The sequence below is a fragment of the Paenochrobactrum gallinarii genome (assembly GCF_014205685.1).
GTDB classification, from domain to species: domain Bacteria; phylum Pseudomonadota; class Alphaproteobacteria; order Rhizobiales; family Rhizobiaceae; genus Paenochrobactrum; species Paenochrobactrum gallinarii.
This window is the reverse complement of the sequence record NZ_JACIIU010000002.1, coordinates 119,846-133,717: the sequence shown is the minus strand read 5'-3', so window position 1 is coordinate 133,717 and position 13,872 is coordinate 119,846. Positions and strand designations below refer to the sequence as shown.

The 13,872-nt window shown below is 50.8% G+C and carries 11 protein-coding genes; all 11 read left to right on the top strand.

The features are described from left to right. Positions 1-29: 29 nt before the first annotated feature. The 11 genes from nuoF (at position 30) to FHS77_RS03280 (ending at position 13,848) form a co-directional block, all read left to right on the top strand. Entirely contained in the window at positions 30-1,337 is a 1,308-nt protein-coding gene (gene nuoF / locus FHS77_RS03330; protein WP_184219988.1) for an NADH-quinone oxidoreductase subunit NuoF, read from the top strand. Positions 1,338-1,474: 137 nt separating this feature from the next. Continuing rightward, the gene (gene nuoG / locus FHS77_RS03325) at positions 1,475-3,556 is read left to right on the top strand and encodes an NADH-quinone oxidoreductase subunit NuoG (RefSeq protein ID WP_184219985.1); all 2,082 of its coding nucleotides are present in this window, start codon (positions 1,475-1,477) and stop codon (positions 3,554-3,556) included. An 18-nt stretch (positions 3,557-3,574) separates the two neighbouring features. Next, entirely contained in the window at positions 3,575-4,621 is a 1,047-nt protein-coding gene (gene nuoH, locus FHS77_RS03320; RefSeq protein WP_184219982.1) for an NADH-quinone oxidoreductase subunit NuoH, read from the top strand. A gap of 10 nt (positions 4,622-4,631) precedes the next feature. Further along, positions 4,632-5,123 (top strand): NADH-quinone oxidoreductase subunit NuoI, encoded by a 492-nt coding sequence (nuoI, locus tag FHS77_RS03315; protein ID WP_184219979.1) that lies wholly within the window; start codon positions 4,632-4,634, stop codon positions 5,121-5,123. Between the two features lie 153 nt (positions 5,124-5,276). Then, positions 5,277-5,897, top strand: a complete 621-nt coding sequence (locus FHS77_RS03310; RefSeq protein WP_184219977.1) for an NADH-quinone oxidoreductase subunit J — start codon at positions 5,277-5,279, stop codon at positions 5,895-5,897. Between the two features lies 1 nt (position 5,898). Beyond that, a complete protein-coding gene (gene nuoK, locus FHS77_RS03305; protein WP_184219974.1) occupies positions 5,899-6,207 on the top strand; it encodes an NADH-quinone oxidoreductase subunit NuoK in 309 nt (102 codons plus the stop codon). Between the two features lie 7 nt (positions 6,208-6,214). Next, positions 6,215-8,200 carry an NADH-quinone oxidoreductase subunit L gene (nuoL, locus tag FHS77_RS03300; RefSeq protein WP_184219972.1) on the top strand — a complete coding sequence of 662 codons (1,986 nt, stop codon included), beginning with the start codon at positions 6,215-6,217 and terminating at the stop codon, positions 8,198-8,200. Continuing rightward, positions 8,200-9,708: an NADH-quinone oxidoreductase subunit M gene (locus FHS77_RS03295; protein WP_184219969.1), complete on the top strand. Its 1,509-nt coding sequence runs from the start codon at positions 8,200-8,202 to the stop codon at positions 9,706-9,708. The genes nuoL and FHS77_RS03295 overlap by 1 nt, the downstream gene beginning before the upstream one ends. 18 nt (positions 9,709-9,726) lie before the next feature. Next, positions 9,727-11,166: an NADH-quinone oxidoreductase subunit NuoN gene (gene nuoN, locus FHS77_RS03290; RefSeq protein ID WP_184219966.1), complete on the top strand. Its 1,440-nt coding sequence runs from the start codon at positions 9,727-9,729 to the stop codon at positions 11,164-11,166. Between the two features lie 89 nt (positions 11,167-11,255). Then, entirely contained in the window at positions 11,256-12,071 is an 816-nt protein-coding gene (locus tag FHS77_RS03285) for a biotin--[acetyl-CoA-carboxylase] ligase (protein WP_184219963.1), read from the top strand. Between the two features lie 100 nt (positions 12,072-12,171). Next, positions 12,172-13,848, top strand: a complete 1,677-nt coding sequence (locus FHS77_RS03280; RefSeq protein ID WP_184219960.1) for a ribonuclease J — start codon at positions 12,172-12,174, stop codon at positions 13,846-13,848. Positions 13,849-13,872: the final 24 nt, after the last annotated feature.

Below are 13,872 nucleotides of genomic sequence, written 5' to 3'. Positions count from 1 at the left end.
AAGCAATCCGAAAGCGGAGGGCTGATGTGATGCTGGCTGATAAAGATCGTATCTTTACCAATATTTACGGCCTGAAAGACAAGTCCCTTAAAGGTGCGATGGCTCGTGGGTCTTGGGATAATACCAAAGGCCTGATTGATCAGGGTCGTGACTGGATCATCAACGAAATGAAGGCTTCCGGCCTTCGTGGACGTGGTGGTGCGGGTTTCCCGACCGGTATGAAATGGTCTTTCATGCCGAAAGAAAGCGATGGCCGTCCGCATTACCTCGTTGTGAACGCGGATGAGTCGGAGCCGGGCACATGTAAAGACCGTGACATCATGCGCCATGATCCGCATACGCTGATCGAAGGCTGCGTGATTGCCGGTTGCGCAATGGGCGCACATACCGCTTACATCTATATTCGCGGTGAATTCATGCGTGAGCGTGAAGCACTGCAAGCTGCAATTGATGAATGCTACGCAGCAGGGCTGCTTGGCAAAAATAACAAATGCGGCTGGGATATGGACGTTTACGTTTCCCATGGTGCAGGCGCTTATATTTGCGGTGAAGAAACGGCTTTGCTCGAAAGTCTGGAAGGCAAAAAAGGCCAGCCACGCTTGAAGCCTCCGTTTCCGGCCAATGTCGGTCTCTATGGCTGCCCGACAACTGTCAACAACGTAGAATCCATTTCTGTTGCTCCGACCATTTTGCGTCGCGGCGGCGCATGGTTCTCGTCGCTTGGCCGCCCGAACAATGTCGGCACCAAGCTGTTTCAGATTTCCGGTCACGTCAACACACCTTGCACTGTTGAAGAAGTCATGGGCGTTCCGTTCCGTGAACTGATCGAAAAACATGCCGGTGGTATCCGTGGCGGTTGGGATAATCTGCTTGCAGTTATTCCAGGTGGCGCATCATGTCCGCTTGTTAAAGCAGAAGACATGATGGATGCGGTGATGGATTTTGACGGCATGCGTGACGTTAAATCCTCATTCGGTACCGGTGGTTTGATTGTCATGGACAAATCAACCGACGTTATCAAAGCGATTGCGCGTCTTTCAGCTTTCTTCAAACATGAAAGCTGCGGCCAGTGCACACCGTGCCGTGAAGGTACAGGTTGGATGTGGCGTGTGATGGAACGCATGGTAACCGGTAATGCGCAGAAGCGCGAAATCGACATGTTGTTCGATGTGACCAAGCAGATTGAAGGTCACACCATTTGTGCGCTGGGCGATGCTGCTGCATGGCCGGTTCAGGGCCTGATCCGCAATTTCCGCCCGGAAATTGAAAAGCGCATTGATGAATATACACGCAATGCTGTTCAAAGCCGTAACATCGCTTTGGAAGCAGCGGAGTAAAAAGGCTGCAGACCGGTCTGTCCGGTCTGTGACTTTAAGTTTAAAGGCATGCGGCTTGGCCGCTTGGATTTAAGGTTGTGCGGCAAATGCCGCAAGGTTTGAAGATATGCGGCTGATGCCGCAGGTTTGGACAAGTGATGGCAAAGATCAAGGTTGACGGCACAGAGATCGAAGTTCCCGATCACTATACGCTCCTTCAGGCAGCCGAAGAGGCAGGCGCTGAAGTGCCGCGTTTTTGCTTCCATGAGCGGCTTTCCATCGCCGGAAACTGCCGCATGTGTTTGGTTGAGGTAAAAGGCGGGCCGCCAAAGCCTGCTGCATCTTGCGCTATGGGTGTGCGCGATTTGCGCCCTGGACCAAATGGCGAAACACCGGAGATTTTCACCAATACGCCTATGGTCAAAAAGGCACGCGAAGGTGTGATGGAGTTCCTGCTCATCAACCATCCGCTTGATTGCCCGATTTGTGATCAGGCTGGTGAGTGTGACCTTCAGGATCAGGCAATGGCCTTTGGTACTGATGGTTCCCGCTACCGCGAAAATAAGCGTGCGGTTGAAGACAAATATATCGGCCCGTTGGTCAAAACTGTGATGACACGTTGCATTCACTGCACACGTTGCGTTCGTTTTACCACTGAAGTTGCCGGTATTTCTGAGCTCGGCCTTATCGGTCGCGGTGAAGATGCAGAAATCACCACCTATCTTGAAAGCGCGATGACCTCTGAATTGCAGGGCAACGTGATTGATCTGTGCCCTGTCGGCGCATTGACATCCAAGCCTTACGAATTTCAGGCGCGTCCTTGGGAATTGAACAAAACAGAATCCATCGACGTGATGGATGCTCTTGGTTCTGCCATTCGCGTTGATACCCGTGGTCGTGAAGTGATGCGTATTATGCCGCGTCTGAACGAACAGGTGAACGAAGAGTGGATTTCCGACAAGACCCGTTTCATCTGGGATGGTCTGCGCACACAGCGTCTTGATCGCCCATATGTGCGTAAAGATGGCCGCTTGGTTGCGGCCAGCTGGCCGGAAGCATTTGCGGCTGTTGCTCAAGCTGTCAACGCCAGTTCGGGCGAGCGTATCGGTGCGGTTGCCGGTGATCTGGCAAGCGTTGAAGAAATCTACGCATTGAAGAGCCTGATGACATCGCTTGGTTCTGTTAACACAGACAGCCGTCAGGATGGTGTGGCGCTTAATCCGGCATTTGGCCGTGCGTCTTACCTCTTCAACAGTACGATTGAAGGTATCGAACAGGCGGATGCTCTGCTGATTATCGGTGCTAACCCGCGCATTGAAGCTGCCGTTCTGAACTCCCGTATCTTGAAGAGATACCGTCAGGGCAAGCTTGCTGTTGGTGTGATCGGTGAGCGCGCAGAACTGCGTTATGCTTATAATTATCTGGGCGCGGGTGCTGACAGTTTGAACGATCTGCTTGCTGACAAGGGTGAGTTTGCAGCTGTGCTGAAAAATGCATCCAAGCCATTGATCATTGTTGGTCAGGGTGCATTGACCGGTGAAAACGGTGCCGATGTTTTGGCTGCGAGCGCTAAACTTGCTGATCAGGTTGGTGCAGTGAGCGAAGACTGGAATGGTTTCTCGGTTCTCCACACAGCAGCATCGCGCGTTGGTGCCTTGGATCTTGGCTTTGTGCCAGGTGAGGGTGGCTTGAAAGCTGTCGATATGCTGGGCAAGCTGGATGTGGTTTTCCTGAGCGGTGCTGATGAGCTTGATATGTCAGCTAAGGGCAACACATTTGTTGTCTATATGGGCACCCATGGTGATGCAGGCGCACATGCGGCGGATGTTATTCTGCCGGGTGCTGCTTACACTGAAAAATCAGGCACTTATGTGAATACAGAAGGCCGTGTGCAAATGTCGATGCGTGCAGGATTTGCACCGGGTGAAGCCAAGGAAGACTGGGCAATTTTGCGTGCTTTGTCCGACACATTGGGTCAGCGCCTGCCATTCGATTCATTGGCTCAGTTGCGCGCCAAACTTTATGCGGACTACCCGCATATGGCTGCAATTGATGCGATTGAGGCAGGTAAAGCTGCCGATGTTGCAACGCTTGGCAAACAGTCTGCCAAGCTTGGTACACAGGCTTTCGCCTCGACAATTAAAGATTTCTATCTGACAAACCCGATTGCTCGTGCATCAGCTGTGATGGCTGAATGTTCCGCACTGGCTCAAGGTCAGTTTGTGCAGGCGGCAGAGTAAAGCGAGAGAGACGGAAAAATGGACGAAATTTTTGCAGCTTACGTCTTGCCCGCGCTGATTATAGCGCTGAAGTCGGTCGTTCTGCTCGTCGTATTGTTGATTGTAGTGGCTTATCTGCTTTACGCTGACCGTAAGGTATGGGCAGCAGTTCAAATGCGTCGCGGTCCAAACGTTGTTGGACCGTGGGGTACATTGCAGGCCTTTGCTGACTTGCTGAAATTTGTATTCAAGGAACCGATCATTCCTTCAGGTGCAAATAAAGGCGTGTTCTTGCTGGCACCATTCATTTCGGCAGTGCTGGCACTGGCGACATGGGCAGTTATTCCGGTCAGCGAAGGCTGGGCAATTGCCAATATTAACGTTGGTATTCTCTATATTCTGTCGATTTCTTCTTTGGAAGTTTACGGCGTGATTATGGGTGGTTGGGCTTCCAACTCGAAATATCCGTTCCTTGGTGCTTTGCGTTCGGCCGCTCAGATGGTTTCTTATGAAGTCTCCATCGGTTTTGTGATCGTGACTGTGTTGTTGTGCGTTGGTTCTTTGAACCTGACCGACATTGTTCTGGCGCAAAATACCGGTCTTGGCACCATGATAGGTCTGCCTGCTTCATTCCTTGACTGGCATTGGCTGGGTCTGTTCCCGATGTTCGTGATTTTCTTCATCTCGGCATTGGCAGAAACCAACCGTCCGCCATTCGATCTGGTGGAGGCAGAATCCGAACTCGTCGCTGGTCATATGATTGAATATTCGTCGACACCGTTCCTGCTGTTCTTCCTTGGTGAATATGTGGCCATCACACTGATGTGTGCTTTGATGACCATCCTGTTCCTTGGTGGCTGGTTGCCGATCATTGATGTATGGTTCCTCAACTGGGTGCCGGGTATCATCTGGTTCATGTTGAAACTGTGCTTCTGTTTCTTCCTGTTCTCGATCGTGAAAGCCTTTGTACCGCGCTACCGTTATGACCAGCTGATGCGTCTGGGTTGGAAAGTATTCCTGCCGATCTCACTGTTCATGGTTGTTGCAACTGCAACCTTCCTCAAAGTTACTGGCCTCGTGGGTTAAGGAGAAAAACATGTCTTCATTTGCTCAAGCTGCCAAGTCGCTTTTGCTGAAGGAATTTGTCGGAGCGTTCTTTTTGTCGATGCGCCACTTTGTTGGCCCGAAGGCAACTTTGAACTACCCGCATGAAAAGGGGCCAGTCAGCCCGCGTTTTCGTGGCGAGCATGCTCTGCGTCGTTACCCGAATGGTGAAGAGCGCTGCATTGCTTGCAAATTGTGTGAAGCAATTTGCCCGGCACAAGCCATAACCATTGAAGCAGGTCCGCGCCGCAATGACGGTACACGTCGTACCGTCCGCTACGATATTGATATGGTAAAGTGCATCTATTGCGGTTTCTGTCAGGAAGCCTGTCCGGTGGATGCGATTGTTGAAGGGCCGAATTTCGAATTCGCCACGGAAACACGCGAAGAACTTTACTATGACAAAGAAAAACTGCTTAGCAACGGTGATCGTTGGGAGCGGGAACTGGCGCGCAACATCGCACTTGATGCTCCTTATCGCTAATCAGCGGTAATTGAATGCCTTATCGCGCTAAGCGGTAATCGAATGGGTGATAGGTGAAAACCTTGTTACCAGAGTTTAACTTCACGCTTAGCGTGATGAAAAGAGCTGGCGAAGCAATAGGGCTTCGCCCCGGAAAGGTGTTGGGGTAAACCCATGCTGACAGGTCTAGCGGCAGCGTTTTTCTATCTGTTCGCCTTTATCATGATCGCGAGTGCGGTTATGGTCATCTCAGCGCGCAATCCAGTACATTCGGTGCTGTTCCTGATCCTTGCATTCTTTAATGCTGCGGCGCTGTTTTTGTTAACGGGCGCTGAATTTTTGGCCATGATCCTGCTTCTCGTTTACGTGGGCGCAGTGGCGGTATTGTTCCTCTTTGTGGTGATGATGCTGGATGTGGATTTTGCGGAACTGAAGCAGGGCGCTTTGCAATATGCGCCGGTTGGTGCTTTGGTCGGTCTGATCCTGCTGGCTGAGCTGGTTGTTGTTTTTGTCAGCACCAAGTTCTCTCCAAAGTTGGGTGAAGCGGGTGTGCTGCCAATCCCGGATCAGGCAACACGCACCAACACGCAAGCTTTGGGTGATGTGCTTTATACAAACTACGTCTTCTTCTTCCAGATTGCAGGCCTTGTGCTTTTGGTTGCAATGATCGGTGCTATCGTGCTGACACTGCGCCATAAGCCGAATGTTAAGCGCCAGTCGATCCCGGATCAGGTTGCACGTACACCGGAAACCGCCATCGAAATCGTTAAAGTCGAAACAGGTAAAGGCATCTGATATGGTAGTGGGTATCGAACATTATCTGACCGTTTCGGCAATCCTGTTTACGCTGGGTGTCTTCGGTATTTTCTTAAACCGCAAAAATGTCATCGTTATTTTGATGTCGGTGGAGCTGATCCTGCTCTCGGTCAATCTTAACTTTGTGGCGTTTTCTGCAACGCTCGGCGATCTGGTCGGGCAGGTTTTCGCACTTTTCGTTCTGACTGTTGCAGCTGCTGAAGCCGCGATTGGTCTTGCAATTCTCGTTGTTTTCTTCCGTAACCGCGGTTCCATTGCGGTGGAAGACGTCAATGTTATGAAAGGTTGACGGGCAGATGCTCTATTACGCGATCGTCTTCCTTCCACTCTTGGGCTTTCTTGCTGCTGGCCTTTTCGGCAAGCAGCTGGGTGCCAAGGCGTGTGAATTTATCACTTCCGGCTTTATGGTCGTTGTTGCCGCATTATCGTGGGTTGCGTTTTTCACTGTTGCCATGGGTGACAGCGAACCAATTCGCATTTCCGTTTTGCATTGGGTAACATCGGGTGACTTGTCATTTGATTGGGCTTTGCGCATTGATACGCTGACAGCAGTCATGCTGGTAGTGGTCAACAGCGTGTCCGCTTTGGTGCATATTTACTCGATCGGCTATATGCATAATGATCCGCACCGTCCGCGTTTCTTTGCTTACCTGTCGCTGTTTACCTTCGCCATGCTCACACTGGTGACATCGGATAACCTGATCCAGATGTTCTTTGGTTGGGAAGGCGTTGGTCTTGCATCCTATTTGCTGATTGGCTTCTGGTTCAAAAAACCTTCGGCCAATGCTGCTGCGATGAAAGCTTTCGTTGTCAACCGCGTTGGTGACTTCGGCTTCCTGCTCGGTATCTTCGGCTTGTTTGCCTTGTTTACCGCAGTCGATTACGACACCATCTTTAAAGCTGCCGGTACTTATATGACCGCCGGTGAAGGTGCCGATGAAGTTGTTTTGACCTTCCTCGGTTACTCCTTGACCAAAGGCTCAGCCTTGACAGTAGTTTGCCTGCTGTTGTTCATGGGTGCGATGGGTAAATCGGCGCAGTTCCTGCTCCACACATGGTTGCCTGATGCGATGGAAGGCCCGACACCTGTGTCGGCTCTCATTCACGCGGCTACCATGGTGACCGCCGGTGTGTTCATGGTTGCGCGTATGTCGCCGATCTTTGAACTGTCACCGGATGCTCTCGTGGTTGTAACTATCATTGGTGCAACAACTGCATTTTTTGCCGCGACCGTTGGTCTGGTGCAAAACGATATCAAGCGCGTCATTGCTTATTCCACCTGTTCGCAGCTGGGTTACATGTTCGTCGCACTTGGTGTCGGCGCTTACGGTGCTGCCGTTTTCCACCTGTTTACACACGCCTTCTTCAAAGCGCTGCTGTTCTTGGGCGCAGGTTCCGTTATCCATGCGGTTTCTGATGAACAGGATATGCGTCGTATGGGCGGTTTGCGTAAACTGATCCCGACCACCTATTGGATGATGATTATTGGGACAGTCGCACTGACAGGTCTTGGTATTCCGGGCACCATCATTGGTACCGCAGGCTTTTTCTCCAAAGATGCGATCATTGAATCCGCCTTTGCATCCACAAGCCCTGCTGCCGGTTATGCATTCACGCTTCTGGTTGTGGCTGCGCTCTTCACCAGCTTCTACTCATGGCGTCTGATTTTCATGACCTTCCACGGCAAGCCACGCGCTTCCGCAGAAGTGATGCATCATGTGCATGATTCACCACCGGTGATGCTTGTTCCGCTGTTCATCCTGGCTGTTGGTGCATTGTTTGCGGGTGTGTTCTTTGTCGGCTATTTCTTCGGCGATCATTATGATGCTTTCTGGAAAGGCGCTCTGTTCACCGCTGCTGACAATCACATCATGGAAGAAGCCCATCACGTACCAACATTGGTCAAGTGGTCACCTTTCATTGTCATGGCAATCGGCTTTGTGCTGGCTTGGATTTTCTACATCCGCTCGCCAAAGATCCCGTCAGAACTGGCCGGACGTCATCCGGGTCTCTACCAGTTCCTGCTCAACAAATGGTATTTTGATGAGCTCTATGACTTCCTCTTTGTCCGTACAGCACGGGGTCTTGGCCGTTTCTTCTGGAAAACCGGCGACGGCTGGCTGATCGACGGCTTCGGCCCGAACGGAATTTCCGCTCGCGTGCTTAATATCACCAACCGAGTTGTTAAAATGCAGACCGGTTTCCTTTATCACTACGCATTCGCGATGCTGATCGGCGTCGCCGCGCTCGTCACTTGGATGATGCTCGGGAGCACTTTCTGATGACTGACTGGCCCATTTTATCAACAGTTACGTTTCTGCCGCTCATCGGTGCTCTGCTCATCTTTTTGATTAAAGATGATGGAGAGTCCGCGCGCCGCAACATTCGTAATGTCGCATTACTGACAACAGTTTTTGTATTCATCCTTTCACTGGTCGTTTGGGCCGGCTTCGATAATGAGAATGCCGGTTTCCAGATGGTGGAAAAGATCGAATGGCTGGGTGGTGGCATCAGCTACCACATGGGTGTCGACGGTATTTCGGTACTGTTCGTTGTGCTCTCAGCTTTCTTGATGCCTTTCTGTATTCTTGCCAGCTGGGTATCAGTACAAAAACGCCTGAAGGAATATATGATCGCGTTTCTTATTCTTGAAACGCTGATGATCGGTGTGTTCTGTGCACTCGATCTGTTCCTCTTCTACGTTTACTTTGAAGCAAGCTTGATCCCGATGTTTATCATCATCGGTGTCTGGGGTGGTGAACGCCGCGTTTATGCATCGTTCAAATTCTTCCTCTATACGCTGCTTGGTTCGGTGCTGATGCTGATTGCTATCATGGCAATGTACTGGCAGGCAGGCACGATGGATATTGTTGAACTGCATAAGTTCAATTTCCCGGCCTCAATGCAGACATGGCTGTGGCTGGCATTCTTCGCATCTTTTGCTGTGAAAATGCCGATGTGGCCGGTGCATACATGGTTGCCGGATGCTCACGTGGAAGCACCAACTGCCGGTTCAGTTATTCTGGCGGGTATTTTGCTGAAGCTCGGTGGTTACGGTTTCATCCGTTTCTCGCTGCCGATGTTCCCGCTTGCTTCTGCCGATTTCGCACCACTTGTCTTCACGCTGTCGGTGATCGCAATCATCTACACATCGCTTGTCGCCTTTGTGCAGACCGATATTAAAAAGCTCATTGCTTATTCGTCTGTCGCTCACATGGGCTATGTCACGATGGGTATTTTTGCTGCCAATGAGCAGGGACTTCAGGGCGCGATCTTCCAGATGCTTTCACACGGTATCGTGTCGGGTGCACTCTTCCTTGGTGTTGGTGTTATTTATGACCGCATGCACACAAGAGAGATTGCCGCCTTTGGTGGTCTGGTTAACAACATGCCGAAATATGCTGTTGCATTCCTGATCCTCACCATGGCCAATGTCGGCTTGCCGGGTACGTCTGGTTTCATCGGTGAATTCCTGACCTTGTTCGGTGTTTTCCGTGTGAATACCTGGATTGCAGTTTTCGCAACTTCAGGTGTGATCTTCTCGGCGGTTTATGCTCTCTGGCTCTACCGTCAGGTCATCTTCGGTGCGCTGACCAAAGAAAGCCTGAAAGGCCTTCTGGATCTCAGCCCGCGTGAAAAGCTGATCCTCTATCCGCTCGTGGCTCTCACGATCTTCTTTGGTGTGTATCCTATGCCGGTCTTCGATGTGACTGCCGGTGCAGTGCATGCCTTGATTAATCAATACGACGCAGCGCTGGCAAATGCCGCAAGCGCAGCGCTGGCGCAGTAAGGAATAAGGCGAAGGCCGATGCAGACCGACCTGATAGCTAATCTCACACTCGCAGCTCCGGAGGTTCTCCTTGCCCTGAGCGCGCTTGCGTTGCTCATGATTGGGGTTTTCTCCGGCTCGCGAGCCTCAACTCTCGTCAACGGATTGACTGTGGCCGTGCTGATTGCAGCATTGGCTCTGGTCATTCTCTTCCCGCATGACGGAAAAGCTTTCGGCGATGCTTATATCGCCGACGGCTTCGGCCGCTTCATGAAGATCCTTACATTGATCGGTTCCATCGTGACGCTGATCATGTCGGTCGGCTATGCGCGTGAAGAAAAATTCGATAAATTCGAGTTCCCTGTTTTGGTCGTTCTGGCCACATTGGGTATGCTCCTGATGGTTTCGGCATCCAATATGCTGACACTTTACATGGGTCTCGAATTGCAGTCGCTGGCGCTTTATGTGCTGGCTGCTTTCAACCGCGACAGTGTTCGTTCCACAGAAGCTGGTCTGAAATATTTCGTTCTCGGTGCTCTGTCTTCCGGTATGATGCTCTATGGTATCTCACTGGTTTACGGCTATACCGGCCATATCGGCTTTGCAGAAATTGCACAGGCAGTATCGGACGGCGAACGTGAACTAGGACTGGTCTTTGGTCTGGTCTTCATTCTGGCCGGTCTTTGCTTCAAAATTTCGGCTGTTCCGTTCCATATGTGGACACCGGATGTGTATGAAGGCTCGCCGACACCGGTAACCGCTTTCTTTGCCGCCGCTCCTAAAATGGCTGCAATGGCGCTTATCCTGCGTGTGGTTGGTGAAGCTTTTGCACCGGTCACCCATGACTGGCAGCAGGTCATTATTTTTGTGGCTCTTGCTTCCATGGTCTTGGGTGCGTTTGCCGCAATCGGTCAGCGCAACATCAAGCGCCTGATGGCTTATTCTTCAATCAGCCATATGGGTTATGCGCTTGTCGGTCTGGCAGCTGGCACTGAAATCGGTGTGCGTGGCGTGCTGATCTACATGCTGATCTACCTCATCATGACCCTTGGTACATTTGCTTTCATTCTTGCAATGCGCACCAAGCAGGGCAGTGTTGAAGGCATTGAAGATCTGGCAGGTCTGTCCCGTTCAAATCCGATGATGGCAACCGCGATGACCATTCTGTTGTTCTCGCTTGCCGGTATCCCGCCTTTGGCTGGCTTCTTCGGTAAATGGTACACATTTGTTGCTGCTGTTCAGGCCGGACTTTATCCGCTGGCAATCATCGGTATTGTGGCTTCTGTTGTTGGTGCTTTCTATTACTTACGCATGATCAAGATCATGTGGTTTGATGAGCCGGCAACAGAGAAGTTCCTGCCGATTGCCGGTGAACTTCGTCTGGTACTGGGTGCATCAGCATTGCTTACTCTGCTTTATGGTCTGTTTGCAGGTTATATCGTGGAATGGGCAGCGACAGCGTCCCAGACATTCTTTTGATGTCGGAATTAAATGATGACATTCTTTTGATGTCGGATTTGAAAGATGACATTCTTTTGATGTCTGAATTCCAGAATAAGGAGTGAGCGATGCACTTCTCGCTTTCTCCAATTGCACTTAGTCAATCCTATCGTCTTGAAAGTTTCGAGACGATAGGTTCGACCAATGCGGTGGCTCTGGAAAGAGCTGCTGGCGGTGATCAGGGTAAGATCTGGTTTGTCTCCAAGCGACAGGAAAGTGGCCGTGGCCGTCGTGGCCGTGCATGGTCAACGCCGGAAGGAAATCTGGCTTCTACTTTATTGCTTGTTGAGCCTTTTGATCTCAAAAATGCTGCTACATTAGGGTTTGTTGCCGGACTTGCTCTGGCTGAGGCGCTTGACGCCGTTCTGACAACCCATAAGCCAAAGAATAATCTTAAAGAGTGTCCGCATGTAACGCTCAAATGGCCTAATGATGTTTTTGTCAATGGCGCTAAATTATCGGGCATTTTGCTGGAAACAGTTCTGCTTGCGCAAAACCGTTTTGGTTTGGCGATTGGTATCGGCACAAATATTGTCAGCCATCCGACTGATTTGCCTTATGAAGCGACATGTTTGCAAAAACTTGGCAGTGACTGCGATGCGGAAACGCTGTTTATGGCACTTTCAGATGCCTGGGCAATCAATTACCAAATCTGGAATCATGGTTTAGGCTTGGATGCTATTCGCCTGAAATGGCTTGAACGTGCGCATCAATTGGGGAATCCTGTTTCCGTGATGGTTGAAGGTAAGCTCGTCGAAGGTGTTTTTGAAACAATCGACAGTTCATGCCGTTTGGTTATTTGTGAGGGTGATGGTACACGCACAACAATTACTGCCGGTGATGTCTATTTCGGGTCAGTCGCATCGGTGCGCAAAAACACTTAAACAGTTAATTATTAAGTTGTGATCAGCTGCGGGCTTGCAATGCTTGGTTATTCAGTCCACCTGTTCATCAACAATAGTGAATATGAATTAGGGAGGCTCTATGCCCCGCACACATAATACTCAACTCGTTTTCCTGCCGCTCGGCGGCGTCGGTGAAATCGGTATGAACCTGGCCATGTATGGCTATGGTCCCGAGGATAACCGCGAATGGATTGTGGTTGATATGGGGGTGAGCTTCGCCGGACCAGAGCATCCGGGCGCTGATCTTATCCTGCCGGATATCCGTTTTCTTGAAGCTGAAAAGCATAATGTGCGCGCGATCATCATTACGCATGCGCATGAAGACCATTATGGTGCTTTGCTGGATTTGTGGCCGCGAATTAAAGCACCGGTTTATGCGACACCGTTTACAGCTGGTTTGTTGGAAGCCAAACGTCAGGGTGAATATAACGCACCTGAAATTCCGGTAACGATCTATAAAGCCGGTGAGACTTTTGAAGCCGGACCTTTTAAGATCGAAGCTTTGGCGGTGACGCACTCGATCCCTGAACCTGTATCCTTGGCGATTACCACTGATCTTGGCACGGTCATTCATACCGGTGACTGGAAGATCGATCCGGAACCAACTTTGGGGCCGTTGATTGATGAAGCCCGTTTTCGCGCACTTGGCGATGCCGGTGTGCTGGCGCTGATCTGCGATAGTACCAATGCGCTGCGTGAAGGTGAATCACCATCTGAGCGTGAAGTATCAAACAGCCTGCGTGAGTTGATTGAAAAAGCGCGTGGCCGCGTCGCGATCACCACATTCTCATCCAATGTCGGTCGTATTCGCTCTATCGCTGAGGCTGCCCGCGATGCAGGCCGTCAGGTTCTGATTGTTGGCCGCTCAATGAAACGCGCAATTTCAGTTGCAACCGAGCTTGGCTATATGGAAGGTCTGCCGGAGTTTTTGAGCGAAGAAGATTACGGCTATATCCCGCGTGAAAATGTCGTGATGATTCTGACGGGTAGTCAGGGGGAATCACGCGCAGCATTGGCTAAATTATCGCGTGATGAAATGCGCAGCCTCGCGCTGACTGCCGGTGATACGGTGATTTATTCATCCCGTGCCATTCCGGGTAATGAAAAAGCGATTATTGAGACCAAAAACCGCCTGATCGAACAGGGCATCAAGATTATCACTGATGAAGATGGTCTGGTGCATGTTTCAGGCCACCCGCGTCGAAATGAGTTGCGCCAGATGTATAAGTGGGTGCGCCCGCAGATTCTTGTGCCGGTTCATGGTGAAGCAGCCCATCTTGTTGGTCAGGCATCGCTTGGTGCGATGGAAGGTATCGGACAGATTGCGCAAGTGCGCGATGGCGGTATTTTAAAACTGGCGCCAGGTGAAGCTAAAGTCATTGATGAAGCACCGATTGGCCGTCTTTTTAAAGATGGCAAGCTGATTGGTGACGAAGATGAAGTGGGTATAACTGAACGTCGCAAACTGGCTTATGTCGGCCATGTGGCGGTTTCCGTTCTGCTCGATAATAATTTAAAAATTGAAGGCGAGCCTGATGTGGTGGCCTTTGGCCTGCCGGAAGAAGACGGGCAGGGCGATCTGATTGAAGATATTCTTTATGATGCTGCGATGAGTGCGATTGAAAGCATTCCGCGCGCGCGTCGCAAGGACTTGGGTCTGGTGCAGGAATCGGTTCGTCGTGCAGTACGTGCGAGCGCCAACGAAGTTTGGGGCAAAAAGCCGGTTGTGACGGTCTTTGTAAACCGCACCAGATAAAATATCATTCGTACAGCGGGAGGG